Below are 14,529 nucleotides of genomic sequence, written 5' to 3'. Positions count from 1 at the left end.
GTGAGTATGCGATGGTGCGGGGATCTGCCATTTGAAGTGTCAAGTCAATTCGAGCCGGACAGATGCCTGCCGTCTCGCGAACTCTAACGCACTACGGGCGTGAGGGCCCATGGTCAGGGCCCCCACGCCTCGTCATAGCGGTCTTACAGCTCGGTAACGGACCCACCAGCAGCGGTGATCTTCTCCTTCGCGGAACCCGAGAAGGCGTGAGCCTGCACGTTCACCGCGACGGAGATCTCACCGGTGCCGAGGACCTTCACCGGCTGGTTCTTGCGGACGGCGCCCTTGGCGACCAGCGTCTCGACGGTGACCTCGCCACCGTCGGGGAACAGCTCGCCGAGCTTGTCCAGGTTGACAACCTGGTACGTCGTCTTGAACAGCGCGTTGGAGAAGCCCTTCAGCTTCGGCAGACGGCGCTGCAGCGGCACCTGGCCACCCTCGAAACCGAGGGGAACCGTCGTGCGGGCCCGCGAGCCCTTGGTGCCGCGACCCGCGGTCTTGCCCTTGGACGCCTCGCCGCGGCCCTTGCGGACCTTCGACTTGTTGGATCCAGGAGCAGGACGCAGGTCATGAATCTTGAGCGGAGCCTTGTCAGTCATGACTAGTCGACCTCTTCCACCACGACGAGGTGCGTCACCACGGAGACCATCCCACGGATCTCGGGACGGTCCTCCTTGACGACGACGTCGCCGATTCGCTTCAGGCCAAGCGAACGCAGCGAGTCACGCTGGTTCTGCTTGCCACCGATCTTCGAGCGAACCTGAGTGATCTTCAGGCGTGCCATGACTAGCTCACCGCCTTAGCCGCCGCGGCAGCCTCGGCAATACCCTCGGCGCGCGCCTTGAGCATCGCCTTGGGAGCGACGTCCTCGATCGGCAGGCCACGACGGGCCGCGATCGCCTCGGGAGTCGACAGACCCCGCAGCGCCGCGACCGTGGCGTGCACGATGTTGATCGGGTTGTCCGAGCCGAGCGACTTGGACAGCACGTCGTGGATGCCCGCGCACTCCAGGACCGCGCGCACCGGGCCACCGGCGATGACGCCGGTACCGGCCGAGGCCGGACGCAGGAAGACGACGCCGGCCGCCTCCTCGCCCTGCACGGTGTGCGGAATGGTGCCCTGGATGCGAGGAACGCGGAAGAAGTGCTTCTTCGCCTCTTCGACACCCTTGGCGATGGCCGCGGGGACTTCCTTGGCCTTGCCGTAGCCGACGCCGACCAGGCCGTTGCCGTCACCGACGACTACCAGGGCGGTGAAGCTGAAGCGACGACCACCCTTCACGACCTTGGCCACTCGGTTGATCTTCACTACGCGCTCGATGTACGAAACGCCCTTGTCGGCGGCGCCACCGCGGCGGTCGTCGCGACGGTCCCGCCGCTCGCCACCGGTGCCGCCACCGCGACGCGGAGCTGCAGCCATCAGTGGTTCCTCTTCTCAGCTGTTGCCATCAGTTGCGATCCTCGGTTCCTCATCAGAACTCGAGCCCGCCTTCACGGGCGCTGTCCGCCAGAGCGGCGATACGGCCCGCGTAGCGGTTACCACCACGGTCGAACACGACAGCGGTGATACCGGCATCCTTGGCCCGCTGAGCGAGGAGCTCGCCGACCTTCTTGGCCTTCGCGGTCTTGTCGCCCTCGGCCGAACGCAGCGTGGCGTCCATGGTCGAGGCGCTGACCAGCGTGTGACCCTTGGAGTCGTCCACGATCTGGACGAACAGGTGCCGGGTCGAGCGGTTGACGACGAGGCGCGGACGCTCCGCCGTACCGACGACCTTCTTGCGGACGCGGCCGTGACGGCGGGCCCGCGAGACGGTGCGGGCAGCCGTGTGCTTGCTGTACGCAGTCTTGCCAGCCATGCCTACTTACCAGCCTTTCCGACCTTGCGGCGGATCTGCTCGCCTTGGTACCGCACACCCTTGCCCTTGTAGGGGTCAGGCTTGCGCAGCTTGCGGATGTTCGCGGCGACCTCGCCGACCTTCTGCTTGTCGATGCCGTCCACGTGGAACAGCGTCGGCTTCTCGACGCGGAAGGTGACACCCTCGGGAGCGTCAACGATCACCGGGTGGCTGAAGCCGAGCGCGAACTCGAGCTGCGACGGGCCCTTGGCCTGAACGCGGTAACCGACACCGACGATCTCAAGGCTCTTGGAGTAGCCCTGAGTGACACCCTGCACCATGTTGGCGATGAGCGTGCGAGACAGGCCGTGCAGCGCACGGACCTTGTTCTCGTCATTGGGACGGGAGACCGCGATGGTCCCGTCTTCGGCGCGAGCCACCGAAATGGGCTCGGCCACCGTGTGAGAAAGCGTGCCCTTCGGGCCCTTGACCTGGACGTCCTGGCCGGTGATCGTGATGTCTACGCCACTGGGCACAGGGATGGGCAGCCGTCCGATTCGCGACATGCTGTGTTCCTCCCCTCTACCAGACGTAGGCGAGGACTTCGCCGCCCACGCCACGCTTGCCGGCCTGCTTGTCGGTCATGAGCCCGCCAGACGTCGAAATGATCGCGACGCCCAGCCCGCCCAGAACTCGAGGCAGGTTGTCCTTCTTCGCATATACACGCAGCCCGGGCTTGGAAACCCGGCGCAGCCCCGCGAGCGAACGCTCACGGCTCGGCCCGAACTTGAGCTCCACCACGAGGTTCTTCCCGACCTTGGCGTCCTCAACGGTCCAGGCCTGGATGTAACCCTCCTGCTGGAGGATCTCGGCGATGTGCGCCTTGATCTTGGAATACGGCATGGTCACGCTGTCGTGATATGCCGAATTCGCATTGCGCAGACGCGTCAACATGTCTGCGATCGGGTCGGTCATCGTCATGGCCAACGGCCTTCCTCGCCGCGGTTTCCAGTCGGTGAAGCAGAGCTCTACCGGTGGACCTTCGGCGTGGTCACGGGCGCTCCGACGGAGCACCCAGTTTGGATATATCTGGAAAGTACGGCTGGCGCACTCCAGGGACGGCCGGAGAACGGCCGCCCCTTAGAGTACCTACCAGCTGGACTTGGTGATGCCGGGCAGCTCGCCCCGGTGCGCCATCTCACGGAAGCAGACACGGCACAGGCCGAACTTCCTGTAGACGGCGCGGGGACGGCCACAGCGAGAGCAACGGGTGTAGGCCCGGACCTCGAACTTCTGCTTACGCCCCGCCTTGGCGATCAGCGACTTCTTCGCCATCGTTTAGGCCTCCTTGAAAGGGAAGCCGAGGAGCTTCAGCAGCGCCCGGCCCTCGTCGTCGTTCTTCGCGGTGGTCACGACCGTGATGTCCATGCCCCGCGGGCGGTCGACCTTGTCCTGGTCGACCTCGTGGAACATAACCTGCTCGGTCAGACCGAAGGTGTAGTTGCCGTTGCCGTCGAACTGCTTCGGCGACAGACCGCGGAAGTCACGGATACGGGGCAGCGCCAGCGACAGCAGCCTGTCGAGGAACTCCCACATCCGGTCGCCGCGAAGGGTCACGTGCGCGCCGATCGGCATGCCCTCACGCAGCTTGAACTGCGCGATGGACTTGCGGGCGCGGACGACGGCCGGCTTCTGGCCGGTGATCACCGTGAGGTCGCGGACAGCGCCCTCGATCAGCTTGGAGTCGCGAGCGGCCTCGCCGACACCCATGTTGACCTTGATCTTGGTCAGGCCGGGCACCAGCATGACGTTCTCGAAGCCGAACTCCTCACGAAGCTTCGCGATGATCTCCTCGCGGTACTTCGTCTTGAGGCGCGGCGTCGGACGCTCGGTCTCGGTGGTCGTGGCAGTCATCAGCTGTCCTCACCCTCCGAAGCGTCGGCCTTCTTCTCGTCGGCCTTCTTCTCCGCGGGCTTGTCGTCCTTGAGCTTCTTCACGTTGCTCACGTGGATGGGGGCCTCCATGGTCTGCACGCCGCCCTGCTTGGCGCCACGCGGACCCTGGTTGGTCTCCTTCGAGTGCTTCTTGATCAGGTTGACGCCCTCGACCACCACACGGTCCTCGTGCGGGAGGGAGGCGATGACCCGGCCCTTGGCACCCTTGTCCTTGCCGGCGATGACCTGAACCAGGTCACCCTTCTTCACGTGCAGGAACTTCGGCATTACAACACCTCCGGAGCGAGCGAGATGATGCGCATGAACTTCTTGTCGCGCAGCTCGCGGCCGACCGGGCCGAAGATACGAGTGCCACGAGGGTCACCGCTGTCCTTGATGATGACGGCGGCGTTCTCGTCGAAGCGGATGTAGGAGCCGTCAGGCCGGCGGCGCTCCTTGACCGTGCGGACGACGACGGCCTTGACCACGTCACCCTTCTTGACGCCCGTGCTGCCGGGGAGGGCGTCCTTAACCGTGGCGACGATCACGTCGCCGATACCCGCGTAGCGTCGACCCGAGCCACCGAGAACACGGATGCAGAGAATCTCCTTGGCACCCGTGTTGTCGGCGACCTTGAGTCGCGACTCCTGCTGGATCACTGTTACTCCTGTTAGTCGCGCCGGTTCTCAGCGAGCCGAGCCTGGCGGAACCTGTCGTTGTCTTGTTCCCCCGGCCACAGCCCCTCTCCAGGAGAGAGGCCGCACCGCAGGCGACGCGGCAGCCGTACGACGGCCACGTCCTTGGACGCCGTCATGGGGGCTGTCGAGACAGCCCCCACGAGGCGCGCATATATCCGAGCGGGCCTTACTTGGCCTTCTCGAGGATCTCCACCACGCGCCACCGCTTGGTAGCGGAGAGCGGGCGGGTCTCCATGAGCAGCACGCGGTCGCCGACGCCACAGGCGTTGGCCTCGTCGTGTGCCTTGTACTTGGTCGTACGGCGGATGACCTTGCCGTACAGACGGTGCTTGACGCGGTCCTCGACAGCGACGACGACGGTCTTGTCCATCTTGTCGCTGACGACCAGGCCCTCGCGGACCTTGCGGAAGGTCCGCTGCGTCGTCTCAGTGGTCTCGGTCTCAGCCATCGCTCGACTCCTTCTCAACCACCGTGACAATGCCGAGCTCGCGCTCGCGCATCACGGTGTAGATGCGGGCGATCTCGCGGCGAACGGCACGCAGCCGCCCGTGGCTCTCCAACTGACCGGTCGCTGACTGGAAGCGAAGGTTGAACAGCTCCTCCTTGGCTTCCTTGAGCTTCTGGACCAGGGTGTCCTGGTCCTCCACCCGCAGCTCGCCGGCGGTCAGGCTCTTGGCCATCACGCCTCACCCACTTCACGCTTGACGATCTTGCACTTCATCGGGAGCTTGTGGATCGCGCGCTTGAGCGCTTCGCGAGCCACCGGCTCCGCGACACCCGACAGCTCGAACATCACGCGTCCGGGCTTGACGTTGGCGATCCACCACTCCGGCGAACCCTTACCGGAACCCATGCGGGTCTCGGCGGGCTTCTTGGTGAGGGGACGGTCGGGGTAGATGTTGATCCACACCTTGCCACCACGCTTGATGTGGCGGGTCATCGCGATACGCGCGGACTCGATCTGGCGGTTGGTCACGTAGGAGTGCTCAATCGCCTGAATGCCGAACTCGCCGAACGTGACCCTGGTGCCACCCTTGGCGGCGCCACTGCGGTCGGGCCGGTGCTGCTTGCGGTGCTTGACCCTGCGCGGGATCAGCATGGTCAGCTCCCTTCAGCACCCGGCTGCGCAGCCGGGCCGGTCTCGGGGGCAGCCTGTGCGGCCGCCTCGGTGCGGGGGGCGCGGTCGCCACGGCCACCGCCACCGCCACCGCGGCGAGCGCCACCGGCGCCACCACCACGACGCGGACGGTCGCCGCCGCCACCACGACGGTCGTCGCGCTCACGACGCTGGCCGGCGCGAGCACCGGCGGCAGCCGCCTCACGCTCGGCGCGGCTGGTCGGAGCCTCGCCCTTGTAGATCCAGACCTTCACGCCGATACGGCCGAAGGTCGTGCGGGCCTCGTAGAAGCCGTAGTCGATGTCCGCGCGCAGGGTGTGCAGCGGCACGCGACCCTCGCGGTAGAACTCCGACCGGGACATCTCGGCGCCGCCCAGACGACCGGAGCACTGGACACGGATGCCCTTGGCGCCGGACTTCATGGCCGACTGCATCGCCTTGCGCATGGCGCGGCGGAACGAGACACGGCTGGACAGCTGCTCGGCGACGGCCTGAGCCACCAGCTGAGCGTCGATCTCCGGGTTCTTGACCTCGAGAATGTTGAGCTGAACCTGCTTCTTGGTCAGCTTCTCCAGGTCACCACGGATGCGGTCCGCCTCGGCGCCGCGGCGGCCGATGACGATGCCGGGACGCGCGGTGTGGATGTCCACCTGTACGCGGTCCGTCGTGCGCTCGATCTCGACCTTGGAGATGCCGGCCCGCTCCATGCCCTTCTGCAGCATGCGGCGGATCGACACGTCCTCGGCGACGTATGACTTGTACAGCTTGTCGGCGTACCACCGGCTCTTGAAGTCGGTCGTGATGCCGAGGCGGAACCCGTGCGGGTTAACCTTCTGGCCCACTATCGGGTCCTTCCCTTCGGCTCGCGGGACTCCACGATCACGGTGATGTGGCTCGTCCGCTTGTTGATCCGATAGGCGCGACCCTGGGCACGCGGACGGAACCGCTTCAGCGTCGGGCCCTCGTCGACCCACGCACGGCTCACGACGAGCGACTCGGGGTCGAGCTTGAAGTTGTGCTCCGCGTTCGCCATCGCGCTCGAGAGCACCTTGTAGATCGGCTCGCTCGCCGCCTGGGGAGCGAACTGCAGCACGGCCTGCGCCTCCGAAGCGGGCAGCCCGCGAATAAGGTCCACCACGCGGCGGGCCTTGAGGGGCGTGACACGGACGAACCGCGCCTGAGCCCTGGCTTCCATCGCTTACTCCTCTTACTTCTGAAGGCTGTTTATCGCCGGCTGCGGCGGTCTTCCTTGACGTGGCTGCGGAACGTCCGCGTAGGCGCGAACTCGCCGAGCTTGTGGCCGATCATCGACTCGGTGACGAACACCGGGACGTGCTTGCGGCCGTCGTGCACGGCGATCGTGTGACCGAGCATGTCGGGCACGATCATCGACCGGCGCGACCACGTCTTGATGACGTTCTTGGAACCCTTTTCGTTCTGGACTTCGACCTTCTTCTGAAGGTGGTCGTCCACGAAGGGGCCCTTCTTAAGGCTACGTGGCATTGTGGCTGCTCCTACCGCTTCTTCCTCTTGGACCGACGGCGGATGATCAGCCTGTCACTGGCCTTGTTCGCCTGACGGGTACGGCCCTCGGGCTTGCCCTTGGGGTTGACCGGGTGGCGACCACCGGAGGTCTTACCCTCACCACCACCGTGGGGGTGGTCGACGGGGTTCATCGCGACACCGCGGACGGTCGGGCGCTTGCCCTTCCACCGCATACGTCCGGCCTTGCCCCAGTTGATGTTGGCCTGCTCGGCGTTGCCCACCTGACCGACAGTCGCGCGGCAACGCACGTCGACCATGCGCATTTCGCCGGAAGGCATACGCAGCGTGGCGTACTGGCCCTCCTTGGCGAGCAGCTGGATCTGCGCACCGGCGGAACGACCCAGCTTGGCGCCACCGCCCGGACGGAGCTCCACCGCGTGGATGAAGGTACCGGTCGGGATGTTGCGCAGCGGCAGGCAGTTGCCCGGCTTGATGTCGGCCGAAGGGCCGTTCTCGATCCGGTCGCCCTGCTTGAGGCCGGTGGGAGCGATGATGTAGCGCTTCTCACCATCGGCGTAGTGCAGCAGAGCGATGTTGGCGGTCCGGTTGGGGTCGTACTCGATGTGAGCGACCTTGGCCGGAATGCCGTCCTTGTCATGCCTGCGGAAGTCGATAATCCTGTAGGCGCGCTTGTGACCGCCGCCTTGGTGGCGAGCGGTGACCCGGCCGTGTACGTTGCGGCCGCCCTTGCTGTGAAGGGGCGCAAGCAGCGACTTCTCGGGCGTGCTGCGGGTGATCTCGGAGAAGTCCGAGACACTCGAGCCGCGGCGACCCGGGGTCGTCGGCTTGTACTTACGGATGCCCATCTTTTTCGTTCATCCTTTGTCGGTTACATGGGAGAGCCCGCCGCACGAACGTGCGGCGGTTCGCCCTTTTCTAGCTATGTACGGCGAGCACTAGCCGATCTGACCGAAGATGTCGATCCGATCGCCCTCGACCAGGCTCACAATCGCGCGCTTGGTGTCGGGACGCTTGCCGAAACCGGTGCGGGTGCGCTTGCGCTTGCCCTGCCGGTTGATGGTGTTCACGCTGCTGACCTTGACCCCGAAGATCTGCTCGACGGCAATCTTCACCTGAGTCTTGTTCGCGGTCTTACGGACCAGGAACGTGTACTTGTTGTGCTCATCGATCAGGCCGTAGCTCTTCTCGGAGACGACCGGCTTGATGATGACGTCGCGCGGGTCGGCGATCTTCTCCATCAGGCGTCTTCCTTCTTGCTCGACTCGACCGAAAGCCGCGCGACGACCTGGTCGTAGGCCTCCTGCGTGAAGACCACGTCGTCGTGGACGAGCACGTCGTAGGTGTTCAGCTGCCCGGCGTCCAGCAGGTGGACCTCCGGAGCGTTGCGCAGGCTCATCCAGGTCAGCTCGTCGGCCTCGTCGACGACGACGAGAACGCGCGGAGCCTGGGTGATCTTACGCAGCGCCTCCAGGGCGGCCTTGGTCTTCGGGGTCTCCCCCGTGACCAGCGTGCTGACCACGTGAACGCGGTTGCCGGACGCCCGGTCGGACAGGGCGCCACGCAGGGCGGCGGCCTTCATCTTCTTCGGGGTCCGCTGCGAGTAGTCGCGCGGGACCGGACCGTGGACGACGCCACCGCCGGCGAACTGGGGCGCGCGGGTCGAACCCTGACGGGCGCGGCCGGTGCCCTTCTGGCGGTAAGGCTTCTTGCCGCCACCACGGACCTCACCACGGGTCTTGGCCTTGTGGGTGCCCTGCCGGCGAGCGGCGAGCTGGGCCACGACCACCTGGTGGATCAGCGGAACGTTGACCTTGACCCCGAAGATGTTCTCGGGGAGGTCAACCGTGCCGGTCTTCGCGCCGCTGGCGTCGAGGACGTCAATAGTGGTACTCACTTGGCAGCCCCCTTCTTGGCAGCGGTACGGACGAGGACCAGGCTGCCGTTGGCGCCGGGGATCGCACCCTTGATCAGGATGAGGCCCTTCTCGGCGTCCACGGCGTGAACCTTGAGGCTCTGCACGGTGGTGCGGACGTTACCCATCCGGCCAGCCATGCGAAGACCCTTGAATACGCGGCCCGGGGTGGCGCAGCCACCGATGGAACCCGGCGAGCGGTGCTTGCGCTGCGTACCGTGCGAGGCGCCCAGGCCCTTGAAGCCGTGGCGCTTCATGACACCGGCGAAGCCCTTGCCCTTGGACTTGCCAGTCACGTCGACGTACTGGCCGGCCTCGAAGGTGTCGGCCAGCAGTTCCTGGCCCAGGGTGTAGTCGCTCGCGTCGTCGGTGCGGATCTCCGCAAAGTAACGGCGCGGGGTGATGTCGTGCTTACGCAGGTAGTCGCCGAGCGGCTTGTTGACCTTCCGGGGGTCGACCTGCCCGAAGCCGAGCTGGATGGCGGAGTAGCCGTCCTTCTCAGCGCTGCGGACGCGGGTCACCACGCACGGACCGGCCTCGACCACGGTCACCGGAACCATCCGGTTGTCCGCGTCGAAGACCTGGGTCATGCCGAGCTTCTTGCCCAGGACGCCCTTGATCGTCTTAGCCATGTCAGTGCGTTCCCTCAGAGCTTGATCGAGATGTCAACGCCCGCGGGGAGGTCGAGCCGCATGAGCGAGTCGACGGTCTTGGGCGTGGGGTCGATGATGTCAATCAGCCGCTTGTGCGTGCGCATCTCAAAGTGCTCGCGGCTGTCCTTGTACTTGTGCGGCGAGCGGATGACGCAGTACACGTTCTTCTCGGTCGGCAGCGGCACCGGGCCCGCGACCTTCGCGCCAGTCCGCGTCACCGTCTCGACGATCTTCTTGGCCGAGCTATCGATGACCTCGTGGTCATAGGCCTTAAGCCGGATGCGGATCTTCTGTCCCGCCATAGTGGCCTCGGTGTCCTTCGCTGTCGTCTGAAAAAGTATCGTGCGGCCTGTTGCCGCTGTTCATACGGGCGAAACCGCCCGATAACCCCACGTAGCAGACGTATACGATCTGCCGTTTTCTTCCGTGATCCGGCAGTTACTTCGGTCACAACCTGCGGTCGTCCGAAGCCACTGCGAGATCACGGCTTTGCGTGGAGCCGTGCTGGAGCTTTCGCGGATCGGCGGCCGGCCCTGTGATGAGGCCGACCGCCGCCCCGGCGAATCGTGCTACTTGAGGATCTTCGTCACGCGACCGGCGCCGACGGTGCGGCCACCCTCACGGATCGCGAACTTCAGACCGTCCTCCATGGCGATGGGCTGGATCAGCTCAACGCGCATTTCGGTGTTGTCGCCCGGCATGACCATCTCGGTGCCCTCGGGGAGGTTCACCACACCGGTCACGTCCGTCGTACGGAAGTAGAACTGCGGGCGGTAGTTGTTGAAGAACGGCGTGTGGCGGCCGCCCTCGTCCTTGCCCAGGATGTAGACCTGAGCCTCGAACTCGGTGTGCGGGGTCGTGGTGCCCGGCTTGATGACACACTGACCGCGCTCGACGTCCTCGCGCTTGATGCCACGCAGGAGCAGACCGACGTTGTCACCGGCCTGGCCCTCGTCGAGCAGCTTGCGGAACATCTCGACACCGGTGACCGTGGTGGTGGTCTTGTCTTCCTTGATGCCGATGATGTCGACGGTCTCGTTGACCTTGACCACACCGCGCTCGATACGACCGGTGACGACGGTGCCGCGACCCGTGATCGAGAAAACGTCCTCGACCGGCATCAGGAACGGCTTGTCGGTCTCACGGACCGGCTCGGGGACGTTCTCGTCGACAGCGGTCATCAGCTCGATGATGCTGTCCTCCCACTTGGTGTCGCCCTCCAGCGCCTTGAGCGCGGAGACGCGGACCACGGGGAGGTCGTCGCCGGGGAACTCCTGAGCGGACAGGAGCTCACGAACCTCGAGCTCGACGAGCTCCAGGATCTCCTCGTCGTCCACCATGTCGGACTTGTTGAGCGCCACGACGATGTAGGGAACGCCGACCTGGCGAGCCAGGAGGACGTGCTCCTTCGTCTGGGGCATCGGACCGTCGGTCGCCGCGACCACCAGAATCGCGCCGTCCATCTGGGCAGCACCGGTGATCATGTTCTTCACGTAGTCGGCGTGACCGGGGCAGTCCACGTGAGCGTAGTGGCGCTTCTCGGTCTGGTACTCGACGTGCGCGATCGAGATCGTGATGCCGCGAGCCTTCTCCTCGGGCGCCTTGTCGATCTTGTCGAACGGGGTCGCCTCATTGATCTCGGGGAAGCGCTTGTGCAGCACCTGGGTGATCGCCGCGGTCAGAGTGGTCTTGCCGTGGTCGATGTGCCCAATGGTGCCGATGTTCACGTGCGGCTTAGTCCGCTCGAACTTGGCCTTAGCCACTGGTTCTCTCCTTAGAGAATCTGACTGACTTACTTCACACTCGGGCCCGGGAAGTTACCCGGCCCCTGGGCGGTGAGGCGGCTCGCACCGCCTCACCAGGGACTCCGGGGTTTGTACTACTCGCCCCGGGCCTTCGCGACGATCTCCTTGGCGATGCCGGGCGGCACCTCCGCGTAGGAGTCGAACTGCATGCTGTAGCTCGCGCGGCCCTGCGTCTTGCTACGAAGGTCACCCACGTAGCCGAACATCTCGGACAGCGGAACCAGGGCGGTGATGACGCGGGCGCCGGAGCGCTCGTCCATCGACTGGATCTGCCCGCGGCGGCCGTTGAGGTCACCGATGACGTCACCCATGTAGTCCTCGGGCGTGGTGACCTCGACGGCCATCATCGGCTCGAGAAGCACAGCGTCCGCCTTGCGCGCGGCCTCCTTGAAGGCCATCGAGCCAGCGATCTTGAAGGCCATTTCCGAGGAGTCGACGTCGTGCGCGGCACCGTCGGTCAGCGTCACCTTCACGCCGACCATCGGGTAACCGGCCAGCACGCCGAACTCGGCGGCTTCCTGGGCGCCGGCGTCGACCGAGGGGATGTACTCCCTCGGGACGCGGCCACCCGAGACCTTGTTCTCGAACTCGTACCCGTCGTTGCCTTCGCCGAGCGGCTCGAGGTTGATGATGACCCGCGCGAACTGACCGGAACCACCGGTCTGCTTCTTGTGGGTGTAGTCGACCTTCTCCACCTTGCGGCGGATGGTCTCGCGGTAGGCGACCTGCGGACGACCGACGTTGGCCTCGACCTTGAACTCGCGGCGCATACGGTCGACGATGATCTCCAGGTGGAGCTCGCCCATGCCGGAGATGATCGTCTGACCGGTCTCCTCGTCACGCTGGACGCGGAAGGACGGGTCCTCCTCGGCCAGACGCTGAATGGCGGTGGACAGCTTCTCCTGGTCGCCCTTGGTCTTGGGCTCGATCGCGACCTGGATGACCGGGGCCGGGAACGTCATCGACTCCAGAACCACGGGCTTGTTCACGTCGCAGAGCGTGTGACCGGTCGTGGTGTCCTTCAGACCCATGACGGCGACGATCTGACCGGCGTACGCCGACGGGCGCTCTTCGCGCTTGTTGGCGTGCATCTGGTAGATCTTGCCGATCCGCTCCTTACGGCCCTTCACAGGGTTGAGCACCTGCGAGCCGGTCTCGAGCGAACCCGAGTAGATGCGGAGGTAGGTGAGCTTGCCCAGGTGCGGGTCGCTCATGATCTTGAAGGCCAGAGCCGAGAAGGGCTCCTCGGGGTCCGCGTGCCGCTCGATGATCTCCTCTTCGTTGCCGACCGCGTGGCCCTTGAAGGCCGGGATGTCGGTCGGCGCGGGGAGGTAGGCGACGATGGCGTCGAGCAGGGGCTGCACGCCCTTGTTCTTGAACGCGGTGCCGGTGAGGACCGGGTTGATGGCGCTGGCCAGGGTCGCGCGCCGGATGGCGGCGACCAGCTGCTCCTCGGTGGGCTCGACGGCGTCGAGGTAGAGCTCCATCAGCTCGTCGTCGTTCTCGGCGACGGTCTCGACCAGACGGTCGCGCCACTCGCGAGCGATCTCGGCGTGGTCGGCCGGGATGTCGACGACGTCGTACATCTCGCCCTTGGCCGCCTCTTCGCTCCAGAGCAGGCCCTTCATCCGGATGAGGTCGATGACGCCCTTGAAGCCGGCCTCGACGCCCCACGGAAGCTGGACAACCGCCGGCGTCGCCGCCAGACGGCTGACCATCATGTCGACGCAGCGGTGGAACTCCGCGCCGACGCGGTCCATCTTGTTAACGAAGCAGATGCGCGGAACGCCGTAGCGGTCAGCCTGCCGCCACACCGTCTCGGACTGCGGTTCGACACCCGCGACACCGTCGAACACGGTGACCGCGCCGTCGAGGACGCGCAGGTTGCGCTCAACCTCGATGGTGAAGTCGACGTGGCCCGGGGTGTCGATCAGGTTGATCGTGTGACCGTCCCACTCGGCAGTCGTCGCGGCGGACGTGATCGTGATGCCGCGCTCCTGCTCCTGCTCCATCCAGTCCATGGTGGCAGCGCCATCGTGGACCTCACCGATCTTGTAGTTGATACCGGTGTAGAACAGGATGCGCTCGGTCGTCGTGGTCTTGCCCGCATCGATATGGGCGATGATCCCAATGTTGCGGACCTTGGCCAGGTCAAGAGCGGTCGTTGCGGCCACTTCTCTCGCGTCCTCGTCGTCTCGTCGAACCCGCTGTTACCAGCGGTAGTGGGCGAAGGCCTTGTTGGACTCGGCCATCTTGTGGGTGTCCTCGCGCTTCTTGACACTCGCCCCCAGGCCGTTGCTGGCGTCGAGGAGCTCGTTCATGAGGCGCTCGGTCATGGTCTTCTCACGGCGGGCGCGGGAGTACTGCACCAGCCAACGCAGGGCCAGGGTGGTGCTGCGCGAGGCGCGCACCTCGACCGGGACCTGGTAGGTCGCGCCACCGACACGGCGGCTGCGGACCTCGAGAGTGGGCTTGACGTTGTCGAGGGCACGCTTGAGCGTGATGACCGGGTCGTTGCCGGTCTTGTCCTTGCAGCCCTCGAGGGCGCCGTAGACGATCGACTGCGCGATGGAGCGCTTGCCGTCCAGCAGCACCTTGTTGATCAGGGCCGTAACCAGCGGCGAGCTGTAAACCGGGTCAGACATGAGCTGACGGCGGCCAGGAGAACCCTTGCGAGGCATAGTTAGCTCTTCTCCTTCTTCGCGCCGTAGCGGCTGCGGGCCTGCTTGCGGTTACGGACACCCTGGGTGTCGAGCGAGCCACGGATGATCTTGTAACGAACACCCGGCAGGTCCTTCACACGACCGCCACGCACGAGCACGATGGAGTGCTCCTGCAGGTTGTGACCCACACCCGGGATGTAGGCCGTGACCTCGATGCCGTTGGTGAGGCGGACACGGGCCACCTTGCGCAGTGCCGAGTTCGGCTTCTTGGGGGTCGTGGTGTAGACGCGCTGGCAGACGCCGCGTCGCTGCGGACTCCCCTTTAGGGCAGGAGTCTTGGTCTTGGAGACCTTGTCCTGCCGGCCCTTGCGGACCAACTGCTGAATAGTGGGCACTGCCACTCCGTT

25 protein-coding genes are annotated in these 14,529 nt (G+C 65.5%); all 25 read right to left on the bottom strand.

The features are described from left to right. Positions 1 to 143: 143 nt before the first annotated feature. Positions 144 to 599, bottom strand: a complete 456-nt coding sequence (gene rplO, locus ACFWYW_RS26635; protein ID WP_184958061.1) for a 50S ribosomal protein L15 — start codon at positions 597 to 599, stop codon at positions 144 to 146. A gap of 2 nt (positions 600 to 601) precedes the next feature. Then, the gene (rpmD, locus tag ACFWYW_RS26630) at positions 602 to 784 is read right to left on the bottom strand and encodes a 50S ribosomal protein L30 (protein WP_049572666.1); all 183 of its coding nucleotides are present in this window, start codon (positions 782 to 784) and stop codon (positions 602 to 604) included. Between the two features lie 2 nt (positions 785 to 786). After that, the gene (gene rpsE, locus ACFWYW_RS26625; protein WP_379614526.1) at positions 787 to 1,419 is read right to left on the bottom strand and encodes a 30S ribosomal protein S5; all 633 of its coding nucleotides are present in this window, start codon (positions 1,417 to 1,419) and stop codon (positions 787 to 789) included. A 52-nt stretch (positions 1,420 to 1,471) separates the two neighbouring features. Further along, complete coding sequence (gene rplR, locus ACFWYW_RS26620) at positions 1,472 to 1,855, bottom strand: 50S ribosomal protein L18 (RefSeq protein ID WP_184958063.1); 384 nt, start codon at positions 1,853 to 1,855, stop codon at positions 1,472 to 1,474. Between the two features lie 2 nt (positions 1,856 to 1,857). After that, on the bottom strand, positions 1,858 to 2,400 hold the full coding sequence (rplF, locus tag ACFWYW_RS26615) for a 50S ribosomal protein L6 (protein ID WP_379614528.1): 543 nt from the start codon (positions 2,398 to 2,400) through the stop codon (positions 1,858 to 1,860). 16 nt (positions 2,401 to 2,416) lie between these two features. Then, positions 2,417 to 2,815: a 30S ribosomal protein S8 gene (rpsH, locus tag ACFWYW_RS26610; protein WP_184958065.1), complete on the bottom strand. Its 399-nt coding sequence runs from the start codon at positions 2,813 to 2,815 to the stop codon at positions 2,417 to 2,419. Between the two features lie 168 nt (positions 2,816 to 2,983). Then, positions 2,984 to 3,169 (bottom strand): type Z 30S ribosomal protein S14, encoded by a 186-nt coding sequence (locus ACFWYW_RS26605; RefSeq protein WP_020542298.1) that lies wholly within the window; start codon positions 3,167 to 3,169, stop codon positions 2,984 to 2,986. 3 nt (positions 3,170 to 3,172) lie between these two features. Further along, entirely contained in the window at positions 3,173 to 3,748 is a 576-nt protein-coding gene (rplE, locus tag ACFWYW_RS26600) for a 50S ribosomal protein L5 (protein ID WP_184958066.1), read from the bottom strand. Continuing rightward, a complete protein-coding gene (gene rplX / locus ACFWYW_RS26595) occupies positions 3,748 to 4,044 on the bottom strand; it encodes a 50S ribosomal protein L24 (protein ID WP_379614716.1) in 297 nt (98 codons plus the stop codon). The genes rplE and rplX overlap by 1 nt, the downstream gene beginning before the upstream one ends. Before the next feature lie 11 nt (positions 4,045 to 4,055). Further along, positions 4,056 to 4,427 carry a 50S ribosomal protein L14 gene (gene rplN / locus ACFWYW_RS26590; protein WP_043623452.1) on the bottom strand — a complete coding sequence of 124 codons (372 nt, stop codon included), beginning with the start codon at positions 4,425 to 4,427 and terminating at the stop codon, positions 4,056 to 4,058. 205 nt (positions 4,428 to 4,632) lie between these two features. Next, positions 4,633 to 4,914, bottom strand: coding sequence for a 30S ribosomal protein S17 (rpsQ, locus tag ACFWYW_RS26585; protein WP_184958068.1), 282 nt, complete (start codon positions 4,912 to 4,914; stop codon positions 4,633 to 4,635). After that, on the bottom strand, positions 4,907 to 5,146 hold the full coding sequence (gene rpmC, locus ACFWYW_RS26580) for a 50S ribosomal protein L29 (protein ID WP_184958069.1): 240 nt from the start codon (positions 5,144 to 5,146) through the stop codon (positions 4,907 to 4,909). Before rpmC ends, rpsQ begins: the two co-directional genes overlap by 8 nt. Then, entirely contained in the window at positions 5,146 to 5,565 is a 420-nt protein-coding gene (rplP, locus tag ACFWYW_RS26575; protein WP_184958070.1) for a 50S ribosomal protein L16, read from the bottom strand. The genes rpmC and rplP overlap by 1 nt, the downstream gene beginning before the upstream one ends. 2 nt (positions 5,566 to 5,567) lie before the next feature. Beyond that, entirely contained in the window at positions 5,568 to 6,425 is an 858-nt protein-coding gene (gene rpsC / locus ACFWYW_RS26570; protein WP_379614532.1) for a 30S ribosomal protein S3, read from the bottom strand. After that, a complete protein-coding gene (rplV, locus tag ACFWYW_RS26565; RefSeq protein ID WP_379614534.1) occupies positions 6,425 to 6,778 on the bottom strand; it encodes a 50S ribosomal protein L22 in 354 nt (117 codons plus the stop codon). The genes rpsC and rplV overlap by 1 nt, the downstream gene beginning before the upstream one ends. A gap of 29 nt (positions 6,779 to 6,807) precedes the next feature. Beyond that, positions 6,808 to 7,086, bottom strand: a complete 279-nt coding sequence (gene rpsS / locus ACFWYW_RS26560; RefSeq protein WP_184958073.1) for a 30S ribosomal protein S19 — start codon at positions 7,084 to 7,086, stop codon at positions 6,808 to 6,810. A gap of 11 nt (positions 7,087 to 7,097) precedes the next feature. Next, positions 7,098 to 7,934: a 50S ribosomal protein L2 gene (gene rplB / locus ACFWYW_RS26555; RefSeq protein WP_379570559.1), complete on the bottom strand. Its 837-nt coding sequence runs from the start codon at positions 7,932 to 7,934 to the stop codon at positions 7,098 to 7,100. A 90-nt stretch (positions 7,935 to 8,024) separates the two neighbouring features. Further along, positions 8,025 to 8,327: a 50S ribosomal protein L23 gene (rplW, locus tag ACFWYW_RS26550; protein WP_379614536.1), complete on the bottom strand. Its 303-nt coding sequence runs from the start codon at positions 8,325 to 8,327 to the stop codon at positions 8,025 to 8,027. Beyond that, positions 8,327 to 8,983, bottom strand: a complete 657-nt coding sequence (gene rplD / locus ACFWYW_RS26545; protein ID WP_379614538.1) for a 50S ribosomal protein L4 — start codon at positions 8,981 to 8,983, stop codon at positions 8,327 to 8,329. Before rplD ends, rplW begins: the two co-directional genes overlap by 1 nt. Then, positions 8,980 to 9,633: a 50S ribosomal protein L3 gene (gene rplC, locus ACFWYW_RS26540; RefSeq protein ID WP_184958077.1), complete on the bottom strand. Its 654-nt coding sequence runs from the start codon at positions 9,631 to 9,633 to the stop codon at positions 8,980 to 8,982. The genes rplD and rplC overlap by 4 nt, the downstream gene beginning before the upstream one ends. A 14-nt stretch (positions 9,634 to 9,647) precedes the next feature. After that, on the bottom strand, positions 9,648 to 9,956 hold the full coding sequence (gene rpsJ, locus ACFWYW_RS26535) for a 30S ribosomal protein S10 (RefSeq protein WP_012887830.1): 309 nt from the start codon (positions 9,954 to 9,956) through the stop codon (positions 9,648 to 9,650). A gap of 267 nt (positions 9,957 to 10,223) precedes the next feature. Beyond that, a complete protein-coding gene (tuf, locus tag ACFWYW_RS26530) occupies positions 10,224 to 11,417 on the bottom strand; it encodes an elongation factor Tu (protein WP_379614540.1) in 1,194 nt (397 codons plus the stop codon). 116 nt (positions 11,418 to 11,533) lie between these two features. Beyond that, positions 11,534 to 13,633 (bottom strand): elongation factor G, encoded by a 2,100-nt coding sequence (gene fusA / locus ACFWYW_RS26525; protein ID WP_379614542.1) that lies wholly within the window; start codon positions 13,631 to 13,633, stop codon positions 11,534 to 11,536. 36 nt (positions 13,634 to 13,669) lie between these two features. Next, positions 13,670 to 14,140: a 30S ribosomal protein S7 gene (gene rpsG / locus ACFWYW_RS26520; protein ID WP_184958080.1), complete on the bottom strand. Its 471-nt coding sequence runs from the start codon at positions 14,138 to 14,140 to the stop codon at positions 13,670 to 13,672. A gap of 2 nt (positions 14,141 to 14,142) precedes the next feature. After that, complete coding sequence (gene rpsL / locus ACFWYW_RS26515; protein WP_020542315.1) at positions 14,143 to 14,517, bottom strand: 30S ribosomal protein S12; 375 nt, start codon at positions 14,515 to 14,517, stop codon at positions 14,143 to 14,145. Positions 14,518 to 14,529 lie beyond the last annotated feature (12 nt).

Origin of the sequence: Nonomuraea sp. NPDC059023 (assembly GCF_042740095.1) — a bacterium.
GTDB lineage: Bacteria > Actinomycetota > Actinomycetes > Streptosporangiales > Streptosporangiaceae > Nonomuraea.
Note: the sequence above shows the minus strand (reverse complement) of the source record. Positions and strands in the feature narration are given on the sequence as shown.

Excerpts from the sequence above, each read along its gene's own strand:
- rpsE (WP_379614526.1), bottom strand. The coding sequence starts at position 1,419 with ATGGCTGCAGCTCCGCGTCGCGGTGGCGGCACCGGTGGCGAGCGGCGG.
- rpsG (WP_184958080.1), bottom strand. The coding sequence starts at position 14,140 with ATGCCTCGCAAGGGTTCTCCTGGCCGCCGTCAGCTCATGTCTGACCCG.
- rplP (WP_184958070.1), bottom strand. The coding sequence starts at position 5,565 with ATGCTGATCCCGCGCAGGGTCAAGCACCGCAAGCAGCACCGGCCCGAC.
- rplE (WP_184958066.1), bottom strand. The coding sequence starts at position 3,748 with ATGACTGCCACGACCACCGAGACCGAGCGTCCGACGCCGCGCCTCAAG.
- rplW (WP_379614536.1), bottom strand. The coding sequence starts at position 8,327 with ATGGAGAAGATCGCCGACCCGCGCGACGTCATCATCAAGCCGGTCGTC.
- rpmD (WP_049572666.1), bottom strand. The coding sequence starts at position 784 with ATGGCACGCCTGAAGATCACTCAGGTTCGCTCGAAGATCGGTGGCAAG.
- rpmC (WP_184958069.1), bottom strand. The coding sequence starts at position 5,146 with ATGGCCAAGAGCCTGACCGCCGGCGAGCTGCGGGTGGAGGACCAGGAC.
- rpsQ (WP_184958068.1), bottom strand. The coding sequence starts at position 4,914 with ATGGCTGAGACCGAGACCACTGAGACGACGCAGCGGACCTTCCGCAAG.
- rpsJ (WP_012887830.1), bottom strand. The coding sequence starts at position 9,956 with ATGGCGGGACAGAAGATCCGCATCCGGCTTAAGGCCTATGACCACGAG.
- rplF (WP_379614528.1), bottom strand. The coding sequence starts at position 2,400 with ATGTCGCGAATCGGACGGCTGCCCATCCCTGTGCCCAGTGGCGTAGAC.
- rpsS (WP_184958073.1), bottom strand. The coding sequence starts at position 7,086 with ATGCCACGTAGCCTTAAGAAGGGCCCCTTCGTGGACGACCACCTTCAG.
- rplC (WP_184958077.1), bottom strand. The coding sequence starts at position 9,633 with ATGGCTAAGACGATCAAGGGCGTCCTGGGCAAGAAGCTCGGCATGACC.
- rplO (WP_184958061.1), bottom strand. The coding sequence starts at position 599 with ATGACTGACAAGGCTCCGCTCAAGATTCATGACCTGCGTCCTGCTCCT.
- ACFWYW_RS26605 (WP_020542298.1), bottom strand. The coding sequence starts at position 3,169 with ATGGCGAAGAAGTCGCTGATCGCCAAGGCGGGGCGTAAGCAGAAGTTC.
- rplV (WP_379614534.1), bottom strand. The coding sequence starts at position 6,778 with ATGGAAGCCAGGGCTCAGGCGCGGTTCGTCCGTGTCACGCCCCTCAAG.
- rpsH (WP_184958065.1), bottom strand. The coding sequence starts at position 2,815 with ATGACGATGACCGACCCGATCGCAGACATGTTGACGCGTCTGCGCAAT.
- rplB (WP_379570559.1), bottom strand. The coding sequence starts at position 7,934 with ATGGGCATCCGTAAGTACAAGCCGACGACCCCGGGTCGCCGCGGCTCG.
- rplR (WP_184958063.1), bottom strand. The coding sequence starts at position 1,855 with ATGGCTGGCAAGACTGCGTACAGCAAGCACACGGCTGCCCGCACCGTC.